The sequence below is a fragment of the Streptomyces sp. NPDC055189 genome, assembly GCF_053606765.1.
This window is the reverse complement of sequence record NZ_JBSGSG010000003.1, coordinates 220,834-239,718: the sequence shown is the minus strand read 5'-3', so window position 1 is coordinate 239,718 and position 18,885 is coordinate 220,834. Positions and strand designations below refer to the sequence as shown.

Annotated in this window: 11 protein-coding genes; 9 read left to right on the top strand and 2 right to left on the bottom strand. The window is 71.2% G+C overall.

The genetic code is table 11. The annotated features are described in order from the left end of the window. Nucleotides 1-15: 15 nt before the first annotated feature. The 9 genes from ACWFR3_RS04235 (at nucleotide 16) to ACWFR3_RS04195 (ending at nucleotide 14,817) form a co-directional block, all read left to right on the top strand. Nucleotides 16-1,566: an AbgT family transporter gene (locus tag ACWFR3_RS04235; RefSeq protein ID WP_453732997.1), complete on the top strand. Its 1,551-nt coding sequence runs from the start codon at nucleotides 16-18 to the stop codon at nucleotides 1,564-1,566. A gap of 50 nt (nucleotides 1,567-1,616) precedes the next feature. After that, nucleotides 1,617-2,771 (top strand): M20 family metallopeptidase, encoded by a 1,155-nt coding sequence (locus tag ACWFR3_RS04230; RefSeq protein WP_453732996.1) that lies wholly within the window; start codon nucleotides 1,617-1,619, stop codon nucleotides 2,769-2,771. Nucleotides 2,772-2,936: 165 nt separating this feature from the next. Next, the gene (locus ACWFR3_RS04225; protein WP_453732995.1) at nucleotides 2,937-6,044 is read left to right on the top strand and encodes an AfsR/SARP family transcriptional regulator; all 3,108 of its coding nucleotides are present in this window, start codon (nucleotides 2,937-2,939) and stop codon (nucleotides 6,042-6,044) included. A gap of 143 nt (nucleotides 6,045-6,187) precedes the next feature. Further along, the gene (locus ACWFR3_RS04220) at nucleotides 6,188-6,856 is read left to right on the top strand and encodes a CHAP domain-containing protein (RefSeq protein ID WP_453732994.1); all 669 of its coding nucleotides are present in this window, start codon (nucleotides 6,188-6,190) and stop codon (nucleotides 6,854-6,856) included. Between the two features lie 149 nt (nucleotides 6,857-7,005). Then, complete coding sequence (locus tag ACWFR3_RS04215; RefSeq protein ID WP_453732993.1) at nucleotides 7,006-7,977, top strand: ArsR/SmtB family transcription factor; 972 nt, start codon at nucleotides 7,006-7,008, stop codon at nucleotides 7,975-7,977. Between the two features lie 371 nt (nucleotides 7,978-8,348). Next, complete coding sequence (locus ACWFR3_RS04210; RefSeq protein ID WP_453732992.1) at nucleotides 8,349-9,827, top strand: xanthine dehydrogenase small subunit; 1,479 nt, start codon at nucleotides 8,349-8,351, stop codon at nucleotides 9,825-9,827. Beyond that, nucleotides 9,824-12,235, top strand: a complete 2,412-nt coding sequence (xdhB, locus tag ACWFR3_RS04205; protein ID WP_453732991.1) for a xanthine dehydrogenase molybdopterin binding subunit — start codon at nucleotides 9,824-9,826, stop codon at nucleotides 12,233-12,235. The genes ACWFR3_RS04210 and xdhB overlap by 4 nt, the downstream gene beginning before the upstream one ends. A gap of 1 nt (nucleotide 12,236) precedes the next feature. After that, nucleotides 12,237-13,046, top strand: coding sequence for a xanthine dehydrogenase accessory protein XdhC (xdhC, locus tag ACWFR3_RS04200; protein WP_453733021.1), 810 nt, complete (start codon nucleotides 12,237-12,239; stop codon nucleotides 13,044-13,046). Between the two features lie 157 nt (nucleotides 13,047-13,203). Next, nucleotides 13,204-14,817: a class I adenylate-forming enzyme family protein gene (locus ACWFR3_RS04195; RefSeq protein WP_453732990.1), complete on the top strand. Its 1,614-nt coding sequence runs from the start codon at nucleotides 13,204-13,206 to the stop codon at nucleotides 14,815-14,817. A 21-nt stretch (nucleotides 14,818-14,838) separates the two neighbouring features. On the opposite strand, the gene ACWFR3_RS04190 is transcribed toward ACWFR3_RS04195, so the two are convergent. Together ACWFR3_RS04190 and ACWFR3_RS04185 are read right to left on the bottom strand one after the other, a co-directional pair. Beyond that, the gene (locus tag ACWFR3_RS04190) at nucleotides 14,839-16,059 is read right to left on the bottom strand and encodes a metallophosphoesterase (RefSeq protein ID WP_453732989.1); all 1,221 of its coding nucleotides are present in this window, start codon (nucleotides 16,057-16,059) and stop codon (nucleotides 14,839-14,841) included. Between the two features lie 215 nt (nucleotides 16,060-16,274). Continuing rightward, nucleotides 16,275-18,665 (bottom strand): AbfB domain-containing protein, encoded by a 2,391-nt coding sequence (locus tag ACWFR3_RS04185; protein ID WP_453732988.1) that lies wholly within the window; start codon nucleotides 18,663-18,665, stop codon nucleotides 16,275-16,277. Nucleotides 18,666-18,885 lie beyond the last annotated feature (220 nt).

The window sequence follows — 18,885 nt, the reverse complement described above, 5'->3', positions numbered from 1 at the left end:
CAGCGGGAGGCCCTCATGACCGAGGTGACGACGAAACAACGGCGTTCGCCGACGACGGTGATCCTTCGGGTGCTGGACTTCGTGGACCGGGCGGGCAACAAACTGCCCCACCCGTTCTGGCTGTTCGTGATCCTGAGCGGACTGATCGCGGCGGCGAGCTGGCTGCTCGCCACGCTCGATGTCTCGGTGGTCTCGCCTGCCGACGGCAAGGTCATCGGGGTCAAGAGCATCGTGTCCGACGCCGGTGTGGAGATGGTCCTCGGCGACCTGATCACGAACTTCGTGAACTTCCCGCCGCTGGGCCTGATCGTCGTCGTCATGCTCGGCGTCGCGATCGCGGACGGCACGGGGCTGCTCCCCGCCCTCATGCGCGCCGCGCTCGCCCGCGTCCCGGCCAAGATGGTGACCTTCGCCGTGGCGCTGACCAGCATGTTCTCCCACGTGGCGGGAGACGCCGCGTTCGTGGTGATGATCCCGCTCGGCATGATCGCCTTCCGCGCGGTGGGCCGCAGCCCGATCATCGGCGCGGTCGTGTCGTACGTGGCCGTGGGCGGCGCGAGCAGCGTCAGCCCGGTGATCGAAGGATCCGACGCGATCTTCGCCGGACTGACCACCTCCGCGGCGCACACCATCGACCCGTCCTACTCGGTCACCCCGGTGTCGAACTGGTACTTCTCCGCGGCGTCCTGTCTGCTGCTCGCGGTCGTGATCACGCTGGTCACCGAAGCCGTCGTCGCACGCCGGGTCGACGCGATGAACGCCGTCGAGCCGGAGCTGACCGACGTCGACGAGCTGCCCGACATGACCTTGTCCGACGACGAACGCAAGGGCGTACGCCGGGCGATCACCGCCGGCGGGCTGTACCTGGCCGCGGTGGTCCTCGCGATGCTGCCCGCCGGATCACCCCTGCGCGGAGACGGCGGTTCCATCGTGGAATCACCGCTGCTCGACAACGTCGCCGTGGTGCTGATGCTCTTCTTCATGCTCATCGGCACCGTCTACGGACTGACCGTGCGCACCATCACCGCCGCGCAGGACATCCCTGACCTGATGGGACGAGGACTGCGCGAACTGGTCCCGGTCCTCGTGCTGTTCTTCGCGGTCTCGCAGTTCCTCGGTTACTTCAAGTGGACCAACATCGGGCAGGTCATCGCGATCTCCGGCGCCAAGGTGCTCGACTCGCTCGGCGCGCAGCCCGTCGTCATCTTCGTCGGCGCGGTGCTCCTCGTCAGCCTGCTCAACCTGTTCCTCACCAGCGGCTCGGCGATGTGGTCCCTCGTCGCACCGGTCCTGGTGCCGATGCTGATGCTCCTGAGCATCCGGCCGGAGACCACCCAGGCGCTGTTCCGCATCGCCGACGCGCCCACCAACAGCCTCAGCCCGATGAGCCCGTACTTCGTCATCGCGCTGGGCTTCATCCGCCGCTACCGGCCCTCCGCGGGGATCGGCACCCTGATGTCCCTGGTCCTGCCCCTTGCCGTGGTCAACCTCGTCGTATGGCTGGCGATGTTCCTCGCCTGGTACGCGCTGGGCATCCCGCTCGGCCCCGGCGTCCCCGTCCGCTAGACCCCCGGATTCCGCTGGAGTCCTCACCCCTCACAGATTGGCGCACCCCCTTGTCCGCGAAGCCGTTGTCCGCCTGGACCCGCACCCACCTCGACGACCTGCTCACCGACCTGTCGGCGCTCGTCGGCCTCGAAACGCCCAGCACCGACAAGGCGTTGCTGGACACCGCCGCCACCTCGATCAAGTCCTGGGTGGAGGACCGGCTCGGCCCGGCCGCCCAATGGACCCGCCACGAGCAGGCGGAACACGGTGACGTGCTGACGGCGACCTACCCCGGCACCCCCGGCAAGCCGGTGCTGCTCATCTGCCACTACGACACGGTGTGGCCGGCGGGCACGCTGGCCGAGTGGCCCTTCACCGTGGACGACGGAACGGCCAGGGGGCCGGGTGTCTACGACATGAAGGCCGGACTCGTCACGGGAGTCTGGGCGCTGCGGGCCCTGCGCGCCGCGGGCCTCGCGCACCCGACGGTGACGTTCGTGTTCACCGGCGACGAGGAGCTCGGCAGCCCGAAGTCGCGCCCCCTCATCGAAGACGCGGCACGCGACTGCACGGCGGCACTGGTGCTCGAACCCGGAATCGGCTGGGACGTCAAGACCGAACGCAAGGGCGTCGGCACCTTCCACATCACCACCACCGGCATCGAGTCCCACGCCGGCAACGAACCCGCGGCCGGCGCCAGCGCGGTCCACGCGCTCGCCGAGCTGGTCACCACCCTCGCCGCGGCTCAGGACCCCGACGCCGGGACGACCATCAACATCGGCACCTTCGACGGCGGTACCGCCCGTAACGTCGTCGCGGGCCGCGCGCACTGCCTCGTCGACGTCCGGATCACCCGGCAGGACGAAGCCGACCGCGTCGACGAGGTCTTCGCGTCGCTGCGGCCCAGCGATCCGCGCGTCGGCGTGCAGGTCGGCGGGGAGTGGAACCGGCCGGCGATGCGCCTGACCCCGGCGAGCGAGGCCCTGTTCGGCCTGGCCGACGAGATCGCCACCGAGCTGCGCGGACCTCTCGAGCCGATCAGCGTCGGCGGCGGCAGCGACGCCAACTTCATCGCCGCGCTCGGCGTGCCGGTCCTCGACGGGCTCGGCAGCAGCGGCGCGGGCCCCCACGCCCGCCACGAGCACGTGATCGTCGACGACATCCCCGACCGGGTGGCGCTCGTGGCGGGTCTCCTGCACCGGATGGCCGCCGCGACCGGCTGACCGGTCATGGGACCGCCCCGGCCGGGCCGACCGTCGCGTGTCGGACAACCGGGTGCTCCGGACCGCCGTCATTGCGCCCGTCTCCCCTCAACGCATCGCTCCGCGAGGGAGGTTGGAGGAGCATGAGGCGTGCGTAAGTACCGGTGACGCCTCGGGGGACAGACCATGGCATTGGAATACCGTCTGCTGGGGCCGGTCGAAGCGCTGTGGGAAGGCCGCCCCCTGCGGATGGGCGGACCCAAGCCCCGCGCCCTGCTGGCCGCACTGCTGCTGCGCGCCGGACACGTCGTGCCCGCCGCGGTCCTGGTGGACGTCGTATGGGGCGATGACCCGCCGGAGACGGCCCGTGCGCTCATCCAGACGTACGTCTCGGGGCTCCGGCGGGCACTGCCGGAAGGGCGACGGGAGGCCATCGAGACGCGGGCGCCGGGGTATGTGATCCGGCCGGAGGCCGGGGCCGTGGACCTCGGGCGGTTCGAGGAGATGGCCGCGGCCGGGCGGCAGGCCGCCGCGCGAGGTGACCACTCCGGCGCCGCCCGGCTGCTGCGTGACGCCCTGCGGCTGTGGCACGGTTCCGCGCTGGGCGGCGTCGGCGACGTGCTGCGGAGCGAGGCCGTACGCCTCGACGAAGCCCGGCGGACCGTACTGGAGGAGCGCATCGCCGCCGAACTCGAATGCGGGGGACGGGAAGGCGAGTTGATCACGGAGATCAAGGGACTCGTCGGCGCCCACCCCACCAACGAGCGGCTGCGTGGACAGCTTATGCTCGCCCTTTACCGGGTGGGGCGGCAGGCCGACGCCCTCGCGGCATTCGACGAGGGGCGCGCCGTACTCGCCGGGGAACTCGGCATCGATCCCGGGCCGGAGCTCCGCCGGCTGCACGGATCGATCCTGCGGGCCGAGCCCGGCCTGCTGCGCGCCGACGGCGGTGCGGCGGCCACTGACGTATCGGCACCGAAGGCGCCCGCCACGCCCCGGCCCGTGTGCCTGCTGCCCGCCGCCATCCGGGACTTCACCGGGCGCAAGGCCGAGATCACCGAAGTCGTCGACCGGCTCGTCGCTCCCCGGGACGCGACCTCCGTCGTGGTCGTGTCGGGCTCGGCCGGTGTCGGCAAGTCCGCCCTCGCGGTCAAGGCAGCCCACCTGGCCTCGCAGGCCTTCCCCGATGGACAGCTGTACGCCGAACTGCAGGGCACCGGCGGGCCCCTGCCGCCCGGCGACGTCCTCGGCAGGCTGTTGCGCGCGCTGGGCGCCGCACCGCCCGAGCATCCCGCCGAGCGCGTCGACCTCTTCCGCAGCCTCGTCGCGGGACGCCGCCTCCTGCTGGTCCTCGACGACGCGGGCAGCGAGGCGCAGGTGCGGCCCCTGCTGCCGGGCAGCCCGGGCTGCGGCGTGCTGGTCACCTCGCGGGCCCGGCTCGGCGGCCTGGACGGGGCCCGGCGTACCGACCTCGCCGTCCTGGACGAGTCACGCAGCCTTGAGCTCCTGGCCCGGGTCATCGGCCCCCGGGGTGCGACGGAGGATCCCGCCGAGGACGCCGCCGCGGCCCGCCGCATCGTCACCCTGTGCGGTGGCCTGCCGCTGGCCCTGCGGATCGCCGGGGCCCGGCTGACCACGCGCCGGCACTGGACCCCGCGCGTCCTCGCCGACCGCCTCGAGGACGAGCGGCGGCGACTGGACGAACTGGCCGTGGGGGATCTGGAGGTACGAGCCAGCCTGGGCCTGAGCTACCAGTCCCTCGACCACGACGCCCGCACCGTGCTGCGCCGCCTGGCCGCCCTCGGCCCGTGCGACACGGCCCCCTGGATGGCGGCGCTGCTCGTCGACGAGCCCGAGGACGAGGTGGAGGAGCTGCTCGAACGACTGGTCGACGCGCAGATACTGGACTGGACGGGCACCGACTCCGCGGGTCAGTCGCGCTACCGGGCCCACGACCTGGTGCGGGTCTACGCCGCGGAGCGGGCCGAGGCCGAGGACCCGGTGGAGGTACGCACGGCGGCGGTGGGGCGTGCGCTCGCCGCCGGGCTGCGCCTGGTGGAGCGGGTCGCGGAGGAAGCGCCCTCGGGGGTGGTCGTGCTGCGGCCCTATCTCGGCGGCTCGGCGAGCGTCAACCGGTCCGCCGGCGGGGCCGGGCCACAGCGGGCCGGGGGCGGCACGCGCGACCACGGACCGGCCGCCGATGTGGGGGCGGCGACCACGCGGCGCGCGCTCGCCGATCCCTACGCCTGGTTCGAGGCCGAGGCCGACGCGCTGGCCACGGTCGTCGAGCGCGCGGTGGCCTTCGGCCTGCACACCCTCGCCTGTGCCGCGGCGACGGTGCTGTGCTCCTCGTCGTTCGCGGTCGGCAACCGCTTCGACGCCTGGTGGCGCAGCCACGACGCCGCGCTCACCGCCGCCCGGCGTGCCGGGGACCGCGCGGGCGAGGCGCTGCTGCTCATCGGCCTGGGCCAACTGCGATTCGAGCAGGACCGGTACGCCGAAGCCCAGGAGTACTTCCGGCAGGCCGAGCCGCTGTGCGCCGCCATCGGTGACCTGCGCGGCCAGGCCGCCGCCCTCGCGGGGCTCGGCGGCAACCTGCGCGAACTGGGCCGACTTGACGCCGCCGACGAGGCGCTGGGCCGCGCAGTCGGCGTCTTCCAGCGCCTGGGCGACGACGCGGGCATCGGACTCGCCTGCCGGCTCCATGGCTCCGTATGCCTCGAACGCGGCGACCACGACCGCGCGTCGGCACTTCTGGACGTATCGCTCAGGGCCTATCGGAGCCTGGGCAGCCGGCGAGGCGAGGCGCTGACCCTGCGCTCGCTGAGTCTCATGCACCGATCGCTCGGAGCGTACGAGGAGGCCGAGCGGCACGCCGGACAGGCGCTGGAGATCCTCGCGGGACTCGGTGATCCGCTGATGGCGGCGTACGCGGAACGAGCCCGCGCCAAGGCCCGGTTGAGGCTGGGACGTACCCGGGAGGCGGAGGCGGAACTGCTCGGTTCGCTCGACGTCTGCCGGGCCTACCGGGACCGCTTCGGCGAGGCACTGACCCTGCGCACCCTCGGCGAGTGCGCTCTGGCCGACGGACGGCACCACGAGGCGCAGAAGCGGCTCGCCGCAGCCGTGAGCCTGTGGGAGGCACTGGAATTGCGGCTGCCCCGGGCCCGTACGCTGCGCGATCTCGCCACGACGCGCGAGGCACTGGGGGACAGCCAGGGGGCGGCGGCACTGCGCACGGAGGCGAAGTCCGTGTTCGTCGAGTGCGGCACGCTGGAGCGCGGCGAGCTGTAGGCAGGTCGGCCGTGACCTGTAAGCCGCTGTGAGCGGTGTTACGGAGGGCTTGTAGGCAAACTGCAGAACCCCCGGAGAACGTTGATGACGTCGGAGGGAAACAGCCTCCGGCACAACGGGGAAACAACGGGGAAGGACCACTGATGTCCAGCACCACGAAGAGCTCCGTCCGCCGCCCGGCCGTCTTGCTTCTGGCCTCCGCCCTCACCGGCGGAGCCCTGGCCGCGGGGTCGCTGACCACGACCGCGTCGGCCGCATCCGGCCCGCTGCGCGCAGACATCGTCAAGACGGCGACCATCGAGAAGAACAACCCGAAGCACAACCGCGAGAAGCCGAGGAACTGCAACTTCTACAGCGGCTACTGGAAGACCAGCGGCGACGACATCTGCTCCACCTCGACCGGTGGAGTGAAGTGGCGCTCCAACAACTGGTGCGCCGACTTCGCCCGCTACGTCTGGAAGAAGTCGGGCGCCAAGACCACGAAGATCGACCCGTGGGCGGGCTCCTTCTACCGGGCGGCCAAGGCCGGCACCGGCACGTGGCACAAGCGCGGCTCCTACGTCCCCAAGCCCGGTGACGTGGTGCTCTACGACTGGGACGGCAGCAAGCCGAGCCTCGGCAACAACGGCTGGGACGTCGACCACGTCGGTGTCGTCATCAAGTACCAAAAGAGCGGCAAGAAGCTGACGACCATCGAGGGCAACACCACGAAGACGTCGAGCGGCAGCGGCAAGGAAGGCGTCTACAAGCGCGACCGGCACAACACCGAACGCGGCGACGTCGTCGGCTACGTCTCGCCCGAGAAGCGCTGACGCCCACCACCCGCAGACAGGACGACGGCCCTGCGGGGCCCGCCCCGGGGAGAGTGCCGCACCGACCTCTCTCCCCGGGGCGCAGGCGTGACCCGCACAGCCCTGCCGCCCGGTACGGGCCTGTGCGAACAGCTGTGATCGGGGGACACATGCTGCGCATGCACTTCACCGCGTCGGACCTCGCCCGGACCCGGGTGGCGAGCGCGCCGGCTCTGATGTGGGAAACCGTACTGAGCACCCACTGGCTCCGGGACGGCTGCGCCGGACTTCTCGGCAACTGGTGGCGCGGGCGGGTGCGGCCGAACCTGCCGGGGCGGGCCCGTGCCCTGACCGAACTGATCCCGCAGCAGGGCTACTTCCCGGACTTCCTCACACCGCACACCGTCACCCTGTGCCTGACCGAGGCGGTGGAGCCCGTCCTTCTCACCCCCGGGAGCGAGATGCGCCATGACATCGAACTCCTGCCCACCGGGGGCGCGTTGTCGCCGTGGGTGCGCGATCTGCACCAGGGCCGCGGCCCGGCCGTCGCCCACCTCGACCAGTCCTTCCGGGACTACCAGCGGGCCGCGATCACACCGTTCCTCCGCGGCATCCTGACGCACACCGCACGCGAACGGGCACGGGCCGGCCGGCTCCTCGCCTCGGGCGGAGTGGAGGCGCTGCTCCGCGACCTGTCCCCGTCCGCGCGATGGCGCGCGCCGTGCCTCGACATCGACTATCCGGTGGAGCGCGACCTGTACCTGGAGGGACGCGGGCTGCTCCTCGTGCCCTCCTACTTCTGCCGTTGCCACCCGGTGACGCTGGTACGACAGGGGGAGGTGCCGGTCCTGGTGTACCCCCTCGGCCACGAACCGTGGGACTCCGAGGCGGCGGACGACGCGGGCGGCACCCTCGCCGACCTCGTCGGATGCAGCCGCGCCGCGGTGCTCGAGGCCGCCGGCGAATGCCGCCGGAGCAACACGAGCCAGCTGGCCCGCCGCGCCGGTCTGCTGCTGTCATCGGCCAGCCAGCACCTCACCGTGCTGCGTCGCGCCGGCCTGATCGTCAGCTCCCGCGAGGGCAACAGCGTGGTGCACGAGGTCACCCCGCTCGGCGCCGGCTTGCTCCACCGGCACGTGTGATCAGGGGGGTGACCTCTTGACCTCGGTGGCTTCAGCCATTAGTTTGCGGTGGCCATCGATCTGTACTACCGAAAGGGGGCGACCCAGCGGATGAACACCAGCTCTGATCTCGGTCGCCTCGCCCAGCGCACGGTCTGGGTTCCGGGTCGGATCGCGCACGGCGCCTGAGTACGCCGTTCTGCTGCGCCCGTCCGCGGGCACCTTTTGAGTAACTCCTCACCATCTTCCGGCACGTCTCTCTCGCGTGCCGTCTTGCGCCCCCCTCTGCCTCGCGTGGCGCGTCTGAACACAGAAAGCTGCCTGAAATTGGCGAACCTGGAATTGGCGAACATGATGAATCGACCGATCGTGCACCGAAACGAAGGCCTGTCATGACAGCGGCGCGGATCACCGTCAACGGGAAAGAAACGCCGATCTCACCGGCTGCGCCCCACACCACAGCGCTGGACTTCCTGCGCGAGCGTGGACTCACCGGCACCAAGGAGGGCTGCGCCGAGGGTGAATGCGGCGCCTGTTCGGTCCTGGTGGCCCGGCCCGGAGTGAACAAGCCCACCGACTGGGTGGCGGTCAACGCCTGCCTGGTCCCGGCCGCGGCCCTCGACGGCCAGGAGATCGTCACCTCCGAAGGTCTCGCCACCGCCGGCGAACCCGGCACGCCGCGCACCCTGCACCCGGTGCAGCAGGAGATGGCGGTCCGCGGCGGCTCCCAGTGCGGCTACTGCACACCGGGATTCGTCTGCAGCATGGCCGCCGAGTACTACCGGCCGGACCGCTGCGCGCACGCGACCGGAAGCGCCACGGACGCGGCCGAAAGCGCCGACGCCGAGCACGGTCCGAACGGCTTCGACCTGCACGCGCTGAGCGGCAACCTGTGCCGCTGCACCGGCTACCGCCCGATCCGCGACGCGGCCTTCGCCGTCGGTACGCCCGCCGACGAGGACCTGCTCGCGCAGCGTCGCGAGCAGTCCCCGCCCGCCCCTGTCGCCACCGAATACGCCCTGGACGGCGCGGCGTTCCTGCGGCCGGGCACCCTGGCAGAAGTGCTGCGGCTGCTGCGCGAGCGGCCCGACGCGGCGGTGGTCGCCGGCTCCACCGACTGGGGTGTGGAGGTGAACATCCGCTCCCGGCGGGCGGATTGCGTGGTCGGCATCGACCGCCTGGCCGAACTGCGGGAACTGCGCGTCGAATCCGACTACGTCGAGATCGGGGCGGCGCTGACGCTCACCGAGATCGAACGCCGGCTCGACGGCCGCGTCCCGCTCCTCGGCGAGCTGTTCCCGCAGTTCGCATCCCGCCTCATCCGCAACAGCGCGACCTTCGGCGGCAACCTGGGGACCGGCTCTCCCATCGGTGACAGCCCGCCCGCGCTGCTCGCCCTTGAGGCGTCGGTGGTGCTCGCCGACGCCGACGGTGAGCGCGTGGTCCCGTTGGCGGACTACTTCACCGGCTACCGGCAGAGCGTGCGTCGTCCCGGCGAGTTGATCCGCGCGGTGCGCTTCCCGCTGCCGCTGTCGCCGGTCGTGGCCTTCCACAAGATCGCCAAGCGGCGTTTCGACGACATCTCCAGTGTCGCGGTCGCCTTCGCGCTCGACATCGAGGGCGGCTTCGTACGCAAGGCGCGCATCGGTCTGGGCGGCGTGGCCGCCACTCCGATCCGTTCCCTCGCCACCGAGGCGGCCCTTGAGGGCAAGCCGTGGACGGCGGAGACTGTTGAGGCGGCAGCCCCGGTGCTGCGCGCCGAGGGCACGCCGATGAACGACCACCGCGCAAGCGCCGACTACCGCTCCGCGATGCTCGGCCAGAGCCTGCGGAAGCTGTACGCACAGACCACCGAGGGTGTGACGTCATGAGCCACTTGTCCGAGCGCCCCGCCAACTCCGTCGTCGGCGTGTCGATGCCGCACGAGAGTGCGGTCCTGCACGTCACCGGCACCGCGCTCTACACCGACGACCTGGTCCATCGCACCAAGGACGTGCTGCACGCCTATCCGGTCCAGGCCGCGAAGGCCCACGGCAGGATCACCGCGCTGCGCACCGAGCCCGCACTCGACGTGCCGGGCGTGGTGCGCGTACTGACCGGCGCCGACGTGCCAGGCGTCAACGACGCAGGCATGAAGCACGACGAACCGCTCTTCCCCGACGTGGTCATGTTCCATGGCCACGCGGTCGCCTGGGTGCTCGCCGAGACACTGGAGGCGGCCCGGCTCGGTGCGGCGGCCGTCGAGGTGGAACTCGACGAACAGCCGTCCCTGATCACGCTGCGGGACGCGATCGCGGCCGGGAGTTTCCACGGCGCCCGGCCCGAGATGCTGACCGGCGACGTCGAGGCCGGTTTCGCCGACTCCACGCACGTGTTCACCGGCGAGTTCCAGTTCTCCGACCAGGAACACTTCTACCTGGAGACGCACGCGGCGCTGGCCCTCGTCGACGAGGCCGAGCAGGTCTTCGTCCAGAGCAGCACCCAGCATCCTTCCGAGACCCAGGAAATCGTCGCGCACGTGCTCGGTCTGCACAGCCACGAGGTGACCGTGCAGTGCCTGCGGATGGGCGGCGGCTTCGGCGGCAAGGAGATGCAGCCGCACGGCTTCGCGGCCATCGCCGCGCTCGGCGCCAAGCTGACCGGCCGCCCGGTCCGGCTGCGCCTCAACCGGACGCAGGATCTGACCATGTCCGGCAAGCGCCACGGATTCCACGCCCAGTGGAAGATCGGCTTCGACGCGGACGGCCGCATCCAGGCACTGGACGCCACCTTGACCGCGGACGGCGGCTGGAGCCTGGACCTGTCCGAGCCGGTGGTGGCTCGCGCGCTGTGCCACATCGACAACACGTACTGGATTCCCAACGCGCGCGTCGCCGGTCGCATCGCACGGACCAACAAGGCCTCCAACACCGCCTTCCGCGGCTTCGGCGGACCGCAGGGCATGCTGGTGATCGAGGACATCATGGGCCGGTGCGCGCCGCTGCTCGGCCTGGATCCGATGGAGTTGCGCGAGCGCAACTTCTACCGGCGGGGCCAGGACACCCCGTACGGGCAGCCGGTCTCGCAGCCCGAACGGATCTCCGCGGTCTGGGAGCAGGTCAAGGAGACCGGCGGACTCGCCGATCGCAAGCGCGAGATCGCCGCCTTCAACGCCGCGCACCCCCACACCAAGCGGGCCCTTGCGATCACCGGCGTGAAGTTCGGCATCTCGTTCAACCTCACCGCCTTCAACCAGGGCGGCGCACTGGTGCTGATCTACAAGGACGGCTCCGTCCTGATCAACCACGGCGGCACCGAGATGGGCCAGGGCCTGCACACCAAGATGCTCCAGGTGGCCGCGACCACCCTTGGCATCCCGCTGCACAAGGTGCGCCTCGCCCCCACCCGCACCGACAAGGTCCCCAACACCTCCGCCACGGCGGCGAGTTCGGGAGCTGACCTCAACGGCGCGGCGGTGAAGAACGCCTGCGAGCAACTGCGCGAGCGCCTGCTGCAGGTGGCCGGCAGTCAACTGGGTTCCAGCGCCGCCGACGTGCGCATCGTCGAGGGCGTCGCCCGCACCCTGGGCAGCGGCAAGGAGCTGGCCTGGGACGACCTGGTGCGCACCGCGTACTTCCAGCGGGTGCAGCTGTCGGCGGCCGGTTTCTACCGCACCGAGGGCCTGCACTGGGACGCCAAGTCCTTCAGCGGCACGCCGTTCAAGTACTTCGCCATCGGCGCCGCCGCGGCCGAGGTGGAGGTGGACGGCTTCACCGGCGCCTACCGCATCCGGCGGGTGGACATCGTGCACGATGTCGGCGACAGCCTGTCCCCGATGATCGACATCGGTCAGGTCGAGGGCGGGTTCGTGCAGGGCGCGGGGTGGCTGACCCTGGAGGACCTGCGCTGGGACACCGGTGACGGGCCGAACCGCGGCCGGCTGCTTACTCAGGCCGCGAGCACCTACAAGCTGCCGAGCTTCTCGGAGATGCCCGAGGAGTTCAACGTAACGCTGATGGAGAACGCCACCGAAGAGGGCGCGGTGTACGGGTCCAAGGCGGTGGGGGAGCCGCCGCTGATGCTGGCGTTCTGTGTACGGGAGGCGTTGCGGCAGGCAGCGGCCGCGTTCGGGCCGAGCGGGGTCAGTGTCGAGTTGGCCTCGCCGGCGACACCGGAAGCGGTGTACTGGGCGATCGAGTCGGCGCAGCGGGCTGCCGTGTCCCGCAACGGACTTGCCCGCAGCGGCGCTGCCGCCGGCGGCGAGATCCGAGCCGACGCAACATCATTGAGTGGTGCCTGAGATGACGTGGGTCGCCGCGGTCGCGCGGTTGCGAGCACGCCGGGAGCCCGGCGTCCTTGTGACCGTCGCGACCGTGCGCGGACACGCACCGCGCGACGCGGGCGCGAAGCTCGTGGTGGGGGAGAGCGAGTCGTGGGGCTCGATCGGCGGCGGCAATGTCGAGGCCGTCGCGATCGACCGGGCCCGGGAGATGATCGCCGCGTCCAAGCCGGATCCGGAGCTGATGGATTTCGCCCTGAACGACAAAGTGGTCAACCAGCACGGCGTGCAGTGCTGCGGCGGCACGGTCTCGGTGCTGCTCGAACCCCTGCCGGTGGTACGGGCGGTGGCCATCTTCGGCGTAGGGCACGTCGGTCTTGAACTGGCGCGCATCCTGGCACGTCAGGACCTGGACCTCCATCTGATCGACACCCGCTCCGACATCCTGACCAAGGAGCGGCTCGGCGTCCTCGCGGACGCGGTGGGGCAGGTGCACGTGCATCACACGCTGCTGCTGCCCGAGGAGGTCCTCGCGGAGTTGCCGCGCGGCACCCACGTCCTGATCATGACCCATGATCACGCCGAGGACGCCGCGCTGTGCGACGCCGCTCTGCGCACCTCCCATCTCGGCTCCATCGGCCTGATCGGGTCGGCGGCCAAGTGGGTGCGGTTCCGCAAGCGCCTCGCCACCGAGGGCGGCCACGACGAGGCGACCATCGACCGGATCAAGACGCCGATCGGCCTCGCGGACGTCACCGGCAAGGAACCGGCGACGATCGCGGTGAGCGTGGCGGCGGACCTGCTGCGCACGTTCGAGGCCGAGGGGAACTGACGAGGCCGAGGGGAACTGACCGGCTCTGCGGCCGGATGAGCGAAATGCCCCGCACTGGTGCCTACGCACGGGTGCGGGGCATAGTACTCCGCCGCCCGATGGCCGAAGTTGCCCCCTCTGGGACCGTGACATGTAACCGGCATGTTTGCATGTGTCCATGATCATTAACGCGCAGCAAATATCTGAGCCCCGCACGTACGTCGACCACATCCTGGAGCACTGGCACCAGGACGAGGACGCCGAGGCGCTCGTCCAGGGTGTGCAGCGCCTGACCCGCGGGCAGGCCCGGCGGCGGCTGTTCCGGCTGGGGCACGCGCTGCGCGCGCAGGGGCTCGAACCCGGCGACGGAGTAGGGCTGTTCCTGGCCAATCGTGTGGACTCCGTCCTGGTGCAGCTCGCGGTGCACCTCATCGGCTGCCGCGTCGTGTTCCTGCCGCCCGAGCCGGGGCCCGGCGAGCTCGCCGCGCTGGTGGAGCAGTCCCGGGTGCGCGCCGTGGTCACCGACCCGCTCTTCGCCGACCGGGCCGCCGACGCGGCGGGCCGCAGCGTCCACGGCCCCGCCCTGCTCAGCCTCGGGCCCTGCGAGCAGCAGTGCGCCGACCTCCTCGCCCTGGCGGCCGACTGCCCGGACGTGCGCCCCGAGGGCGTGCCCGCGCCGGGAGCCGACGAAGCCGTCACCGTCCTGTACACCGGCGGCACCCTGGGCCGCCCCAAGCTCGCCGCGCACAGCCACCGGCTCTACGACGCGCTGGTGGACCTGGCGCAGGACTCTCACGACGTGGTCTTCCCGACCGTGAACCCGGGAACGGAGCGGGTGCTCGCCGCCACGCTGCTCACGCACGGCAGCGGCCACCTCATGTCGGTCCAGGCTCTGGTCACCGGGTCCGCCCTCGTCGTGCTGCCCGAGTTCGAAGCGAGCGCGGCGCTGGCGGTGCTGCGCGAGGAGCGGATCACCGCCACCATGTTCGTACCGCCGATGCTGTACGCGCTTCTCGACCACCCGGAGTGCGTGCCGGGTGCCCTTCCCGCGCTGCGGCGCATCGTCGTCGGCGGCGCGGCCTCCTCGCCCAGCCGGCTGCAGCAGACGGTCGAGGTTTTCGGGCCGGTGCTCAGTCAGGGCTACGGGCAGTCGGAGGCGCTCGGCATCGCCGCGTTCGGCGCGGAAGACCTCGTCTCCAAGGGGGCCCGGCAGCCCGAACTCTGGCGCAGCTGCGGTCGCGCGATATCCGACACCGAGATCGAGATCCGCGGTGAGGACAGCACGGCGGCGCTGCCCGCCAGGCAGGTCGGCGAGGTGTGCGTCCGGGGCAAGACGGTGATGCTCGGCTACTACGAGGACCCCGAGCGCACCGCGCAGGCGCTGCGCGACGGCTGGCTGCGCACCGGAGACCTGGGCTATCTCGACGCCGAGGGCTACCTCTACCTCGTCGACCGGGCCAAGGACATCATCGTCACCGGCAGCACCAGCGACAACGTCTACTCCAGGGTCCTCGAGGACTTCCTGCTCACGCTGCCCGGCGTACGCAACGCGGCGGCCCTGGGCATGCCGGACGAGGAGTTCGGTGAGGCCGTACAGATCTTCCTGGCCACGGCCGATGACGCCGACGTCGACCCGGACGCGGTCGGCGCGGCGGTGACCGCCGAGCTGGGCGAGCTGTACACGCCCCGCAAGACGGTCCTGCTCGGCCGGCTGCCGACGACCAAGGTCGGCAAGGTGGACAAGAAGGCGCTGCGCGCGGCGTGGACGGACGCGGCTGTGGCCACGCCGTAGGCGCTGTCGGCCCGCCCGGTGCTACGCGGAGGCGGCCCGCTGCGGGGAGCGGAGCACCAGCAGCGTGATCTCGCTGGGTGCGAAGACGCGGAACGGCGGGCCCCAGAAGCCGGTGCCACGGCTGGTGTACAGGAGCGTGCGGGCGCCGTGGCGGGTGAGGCCGGCGAGGGCCGGCTGGTCGAGGCGGACCAGGTAGTGGAAGGGCCAGATCTGGCCGCCGTGGGTGTGGCCGGAGAGCTGGAGGTCGACACCGCCTGCGGCTGCCTGGTCGACGAACTTGGGCTGGTGGGCCAGGAGCAGGACGGGCAGGTCGGGGTCGGCGCCGTCGAGGGCTCCGGTGAGGTGGGCGCGGTGTCCTGCCAGGCCGGAGGACTCGGCGGTGACGTCGTCCACACCGGCGACCACGAGGGTGTCGCCGCCGCGTTCGAGCAGCAGATGGCGGTTGCGCAGCGGCTCCCAGCCCAGCTCGTCCATCAGGTCGACCCAGCCCTGGGCCTCGCTGTAGTACTCGTGGTTGCCGGTGACGTAGACCTTGGCCCGGCTGGCGCGCACCGTGGCGAGTGGGGCGGCCTGGGCGCGTCGGCGTTCGGCCGTGCCGTCCGCGATGTCGCCGGTGTGGCAGACCAGGTCGGCCTCCAGGGTGTTCACCGTCTCGCAGACCCGTGCCGACCAGCGGGCGCGGTCGAGCGGCCCGTAGTGCGTGTCGGTGATGAGGGCGACGCGGGTGCCGTCCAACCCGGCTCCCAGACGCGGCAGTTGCACGTCCAGGCGGCGCACGCGCGGCACCCGGCGGGCCTCGGCGTATCCCCAGGCGAGCAGCACGGCGGCGGTGCCGAGGATCGCCCAGGTGACGATCCGGGCCCGCTCCTGGCCGTCGCCGACACCGGCCGCGGTCAGGGCGAGCCGCAGCAGGAGGCCGAGCACGACGGACCAGGTGAACAGGACCCAGCCGATGCCGAGGAGGCTGTCCCCGACGATCGCCGCCCGGTCCTGCTGCCGCTTGCCGTGGCCGCGCATCATCGCGAGCGGCATACCGATCAGGCCGAGGACGAACAGGGCGGTGCCGGCAAGGGCGACGGGCAGCGGCCAGTGCTGGCCGGTGTGCAGCAGCACCAGGCAGGGTACGGCCCACAGCAGGACGGGTGCGATCAGCGGGATGTAGCGCATCACGCGGCGCAGCCGGCTCTGCTCGGTGGCCTGTGCCGCGCCGTCCGCGGGTCGGGTCTCGCTGGTGTCGGCCACGCTTCCCCTCCTTGAGTAATCGGGCTGCCGTCTCCTGGAGTAGGCAGGCTGCCGTCGCGCGCATTCTCGCAGGGCGGAGGAGCCCGGATCACGCTGGGTGTTGCCCGAAGGCGACCCGGACCGGGCCCGCGACCGGATCGGCCCCGAACGGCCGAGACGCCTGAACGGGCACAAGCCCGTTCAAGCGCCCGGCGTCCGGTCACCGGCAGCGTGGATCAGGACACCCAGGGTGCTTCCACGGCCCAGGTCGTGTCCTCGGTGAAGTTGCCGGGGTTGTCCGCGCTGCGGGACCCGCCGGGGACGGCGAGGTACACCTCGGCGTTGTAGTGGCGCAGATACTGGCCCGGATAGTTCTGGGCCATCAGACGGACGCCGCCCTGCCCCGGCACCGCGCAGAACGTGGCGTCCGCGCGGAACAGCGCCGAGCCGTCACCGGCCTCCCGGTGGACCCGGAACTCGCGGTGGCGCAGGTACTCGCCGGGGTAGTTGCGGGACTCGAAGGAGTAACAGGAGCTGTCGGACAGACCCGGCACGATCTTCCAGGTGGCGTCGTTCTTCAGCAGATCGCTGCTGCCGCTGTTCACGACCTCGGTGTAGGCGAGGGCGTCCTTGTGCCGGAGATAGCGGTCCGTGTATCCGGGGGTGGTGACCCGCAGCGACTTCAGGCCGGTGGGCAGGGTCGTCGGCGCCGGAGGGCTCTTCGAGGCGTTGATCAGGGCCTGGTTCGCCGCCTTGACCCGCGCCGCGTCGACCTTGACCACCTGACGGTCGTACGTCAGCAGGCCGTTGACCTCGTTCTCGACGTCGGTGATCTCGGTATAGACCGATGCCGACAGACCGGCCGGCATCTGTTGCAGGCGCAGTGCGTCGATCAGGCCGATGAAGCGGTTGTTCAGGTGGGCGGCGTCGGCCTGGTCCTCGTACGAGAAGCCGTTGCCCGGCGACCACTCGTGGCCCGGCACCCGCAGCCCGAGGCCGCCGTACTCGCCCAGGACGGCGGCCCGGGTCGAGGACGGTTTGGTCACCCCCGGCCCCACATAGATGTGGTTGTCGATGACGTCACCGTTGCCGCCGTCGACCGAGCCGCAGCAGTTGATGCCGCTCATGTTGTTGACCAGGCGCGAGGGGTCGGCCGCCTTCACCTTGTCGGCGATGCGGGCCTGGTCGTACTGGCCCCAGCCCTCGTTCTGGTTGACCCACATCACGAGCGAGGGTGAACTGCGGTGCTCGTCGATGATCTGGTCGTACTCCGCCTCCCACTGGGTGCGGGCGGCCGAATCCGGCGTGCGGGTGTCCATCGCGGGCATGTCCTGCCACACGAGGAGCCCGAGCCGGTCGGCCCAGTAGAACCAGCGCTGCGGCTCCACCTTGATGTGCTTGCGGACCATGTTGAAGCCGAGGTCCTTGTGCTTCTGCAGGTCGTACTTGAGGGCGTCGTCGGTGGGCGCGGTGTAGATGCCGTCCGGCCAGTAGCCCTGGTCCAGGGTGCCGTTCTGGAACACGAACTTGCCGTTGAGCAGCAGGCGTTGCTTGCCGTCGACCGTGCCGCGCGAGATCGACCGCATACCGGCGTAACTGCCGACGGAGTCCGACACCGTGGAGCCCGAGACGAGTTCGGCCTTGACGTCGTAGAGGAAGGGGTCGTCCGGCGACCACAGATGCGGGTTGGTGATGCGGACCGTGAGCTGCGAGCCGACCGCGCCGGTCGCCGTGCCCACCGTGGTGCCGCCGGAGCTGACCGTGACGCGCGCGCTCTGACCGCTGATCCCGGTACCCCGGACGGTGACCCGCAGGGTCGAGTCGGAGAGGTTCGGCACCGTGTCGAGGCGGGTGATGTGGGCCGGGGACGTGGGCTCCAGCCACACGGTCTGCCAGATGCCGGAGGCGGCGGTGTAGAAGATGCCGCCGCCGGGATGCGGCGTCACGTCGTTGATGCGCTGCTTGCCCACGGCCTGGCCGCCGGTCTGGGAAGGGTCGAACACCGACACCACGATGGTGTTGGTGCCGCCGTTGAGCAGGGACGTGATGTCGTAGCCGAAGGCGTCGTAGCCGCCGCTGTGGACGGCGCCCGCCTGCTGCCCGTTCACCCACACCGTCGTACGCCAGTCACTGGCGCCGAAATTGAGCTGGACGCGGCGGCCGTTCCAGTTCGACGGCACGGTGAACGTGCGCTTGTACCAGAGCTTGTCGTTCTGGGTGATCTTGCGCTGGATGCCGGAGAGCGCGGACTCCGCGACGAACGGGACCCGGATCTGCTCGGTGAAGGACGCCGGCTGCCCGGCGTTCGCCGAGGTGACGGCGAAGTCCCAGATGCCGTTGAGATTGGCCCAGTCGGGGCGGGTCAGCTGGGGCCGCGGATATTCCGGCAGCGGATTGTCCTTGGAGACCTGGTCGGTCCACGGCGTGGTCATCGGCGACGGTTTGGGGGTCCAGGCGTCGGGGGCGGCCTGGGCCGCGGGCGCCAGTGCGGTGGTGCCGCACAGGAGCAGGGCGAGGGCGCTCAGCAGGATGCCCAGGGGGTGGCCTGGTCGTAAGACCGAATGCGGACGCGCGGGGCGCGTCGATCTGAGTCGCGTGGGCTGATGCCGCGTGGGCTGGTGGTGCATCGGAGCTCCTCGTGTCGCAGGGCACGGCCGGGTGGCCGCTGGACGACGGAACGGAGGTGCTGGAGCACGTGGAGTGCTCGGTGTGCTTTACAGCGCTGTACAGGAGCGGGGCACATAAGGGGGCAAGGGGTGGATCTGCCCGCCGACTCCGGCGGCTGCCGGGGATGACGGGGCCACTGGGGCCTTTGGGGACGGATCGTGCGCCGCACTCTTACATCGT